This window comes from Pseudomonas fluorescens, from assembly GCF_000967965.1.
In the GTDB taxonomy this organism is placed as follows: domain Bacteria; phylum Pseudomonadota; class Gammaproteobacteria; order Pseudomonadales; family Pseudomonadaceae; genus Aquipseudomonas; species Aquipseudomonas grandcourensis.
In genome coordinates this window covers 11,067-13,598 of sequence record NZ_LACC01000057.1, presented here as the reverse complement: position 1 = coordinate 13,598, position 2,532 = coordinate 11,067, and the positions used below count along the sequence as shown (strand labels likewise).

General features: G+C 61.8%; 3 protein-coding genes. All 3 read left to right on the top strand.

Annotation, left to right across the window (positions count from 1 at the left end; all coding sequences use genetic code 11):
* A partial coding sequence (locus tag VC35_RS27920; protein WP_046043948.1) for an ABC transporter permease subunit occupies nucleotides 1–872 on the top strand: 872 nt, incomplete at its 5' end.
* Between the two features lie 10 nt (nucleotides 873–882).
* Nucleotides 883–1,794: an ABC transporter permease subunit gene (locus tag VC35_RS27915; RefSeq protein WP_046043946.1), complete on the top strand. Its 912-nt coding sequence runs from the start codon at nucleotides 883–885 to the stop codon at nucleotides 1,792–1,794.
* A 10-nt stretch (nucleotides 1,795–1,804) separates the two neighbouring features.
* Nucleotides 1,805–2,532 (top strand): ABC transporter ATP-binding protein (locus VC35_RS27910; RefSeq protein WP_404942378.1); only part of this gene is annotated, 728 nt, incomplete at its 3' end.

The window sequence follows — 2,532 nt, the reverse complement described above, 5'->3', positions numbered from 1 at the left end:
AAATGCACGCTCAGGCAATGGAACGCCTAGGTCTGAACAAACCCCTGTATGCCCAGTACCTGGATTACATCGGCAAACTGGCCCACGGCGATCTCGGGGAATCCCTGCGAACCCGTGAAAGCGTGTGGAGCGAATTCACCTCCCTATTCCCCGCGACCCTGGAACTGTCCTCGGCCGCGCTGTTGTTCGCCGGTGTCCTGGGCCTCTTGGCCGGAGTGATCGCGGCACTCAAGCGAGGGTCCCTGTTCGACCATGGGGTGATGGGGGTCTCCCTGGCGGGATACTCGATGCCGATCTTCTGGTGGGGCCTGATCCTGATCATGTTCTTCTCGGTGAGCCTGGGCTGGACCCCGGTTTCCGGGCGTATCGACCTGCTCTACGACATCGAGCCACGCACCGGCTTCATGCTGATCGACACCCTGCTGGCCAACGAGCCGGACGCTTTCTTCGACGCCCTGCACCACCTGATCCTGCCGGCCATCGTACTCGGCACCATTCCGCTGGCAGTGATCGCGCGGATGACCCGTTCTTCGATGCTCGAAGTGCTGCGTGAAGACTACATTCGCACCGCCAAGGCCAAGGGCCTGTCGCCGTCGCGCGTGGTGTTCGTGCACGGTCTGCGTAACGCGTTGATTCCGGTACTGACCGTGGTTGGCCTGCAAGTCGGCACATTGCTGGCCGGTGCGGTCCTGACCGAAACCATCTTCTCGTGGCCGGGCATCGGCAAATGGCTGATCGAAGCCATTGGCGCCCGGGATTACCCCGTCGTGCAAAACGGCATCCTGTTAATCGCCTGCCTGGTGATTGTGGTCAACTTCGTAGTGGACATCCTCTACGGCTTTGCCAACCCACGCATCCGTCATCAGCGCTGAGATCATGAACATGACCACTCCAATTCCATCGGTAGCAGTCGATCAAAGCCTGCTGTACCCGTCTCCGTACAAAGAATTCTGGCAAGCGTTCGCCAAGAACAAAGGTGCCGTCGCCGGCCTGATGTTCATGCTGCTGGTGATTTTCTGCGCCATCTTCGCCCCATGGGTCGCCCCTCACGACCCGAGCGAGCAGTACCGCGATTTCCTGCTGACCCCACCGGCCTGGCTGGAAGGTGGACAGTTGCAGTTCCTGCTCGGCACCGATGAACTGGGCCGCGACCTGCTGTCGCGTCTGATCAATGGTTCGCGCCTGTCGTTGCTGATCGGTTTGTCGTCGGTGGTGATGTCGCTGATCCCGGGGATTCTCCTGGGCCTGTTCGCCGGGTTCTACCCGCGGATTCTCGGCCCGACCATCATGCGTCTGATGGACATCATGCTGGCCCTGCCGTCGCTGCTGCTGGCCGTGGCGATTGTCGCCATCCTCGGCCCTGGCCTGATCAACACCATCATTGCCATCGCCGTGGTGTCCCTGCCGTCCTATGTTCGTCTGACCCGCGCCGCGGTGATGGGCGAGCTGAACCGCGACTACGTAACCGCCGCGCGCCTGGCCGGTGCCGGCCTGCCACGCCTGATGTTCGTCACCGTGCTGCCTAACTGCATGGCGCCGCTGATCGTTCAGGCCACCCTGAGCTTCTCCTCGGCGATCCTCGATGCCGCCGCACTGGGCTTCCTCGGCCTTGGCGTACAACCGCCAACCCCTGAGTGGGGCACCATGCTGGCTTCGGCTCGCGACTACATCGAACGCGCCTGGTGGGTGGTGAGCCTGCCTGGTTTGACCATTTTGCTCAGCGTGCTGGCAATCAACCTGATGGGCGACGGCCTGCGCGATGCGCTGGACCCGAAACTCAAGAACGCCGCCTGAGGAGATTCCCATGTCACTGCTAGAAATCAAGAATCTCAACGTTCGCTTCGGCGACAAAAACGCCACGCCAGTGGTCGATGGCCTCGACCTGCAAGTGGACAAGGGCGAAGTGCTGGCCATCGTTGGCGAATCCGGTTCCGGCAAGTCCGTGACCATGATGGCGCTGATGGGCCTGATCGAGCACCCGGGGATCGTCACTGCCGACGCCCTGAATTTCGACGGCAAGAACATGCTCAAGCTCAACAATCGCCAGCGTCGGCAGATCGTCGGCAAAGACCTGTCCATGGTCTTCCAGGATCCGATGACCGCGCTGAACCCGAGCTACACCGTCGGCTTCCAGATCGAAGAAGTGCTGCGCCTGCACCTGAAAATGTCCGGCAAGGCGGCCCGCAAGCGCGCCATCGAACTGCTGGAAAAAGTCGAGATCCCGGGTGCCGCCAGCCGCATGGACGCCTACCCGCATCAACTGTCCGGTGGCATGAGCCAGCGTGTCGCGATTGCCATGGCGATTGCCGGTGAACCGAAACTGCTGATCGCCGACGAACCGACCACGGCGCTGGACGTCACCATCCAGGCGCAGATCATGGACCTGCTGCTGGCGTTGCAGAAAGAGCAGAACATGGGCCTGGTGCTGATCACCCACGACCTCGCCGTCGTGGCCGAAACCGCCCAGCGCGTGTGCGTGATGTACGCCGGCCAAGCGGTCGAAGTCGGTCAGGTGCCGCAACTGTTCGACAT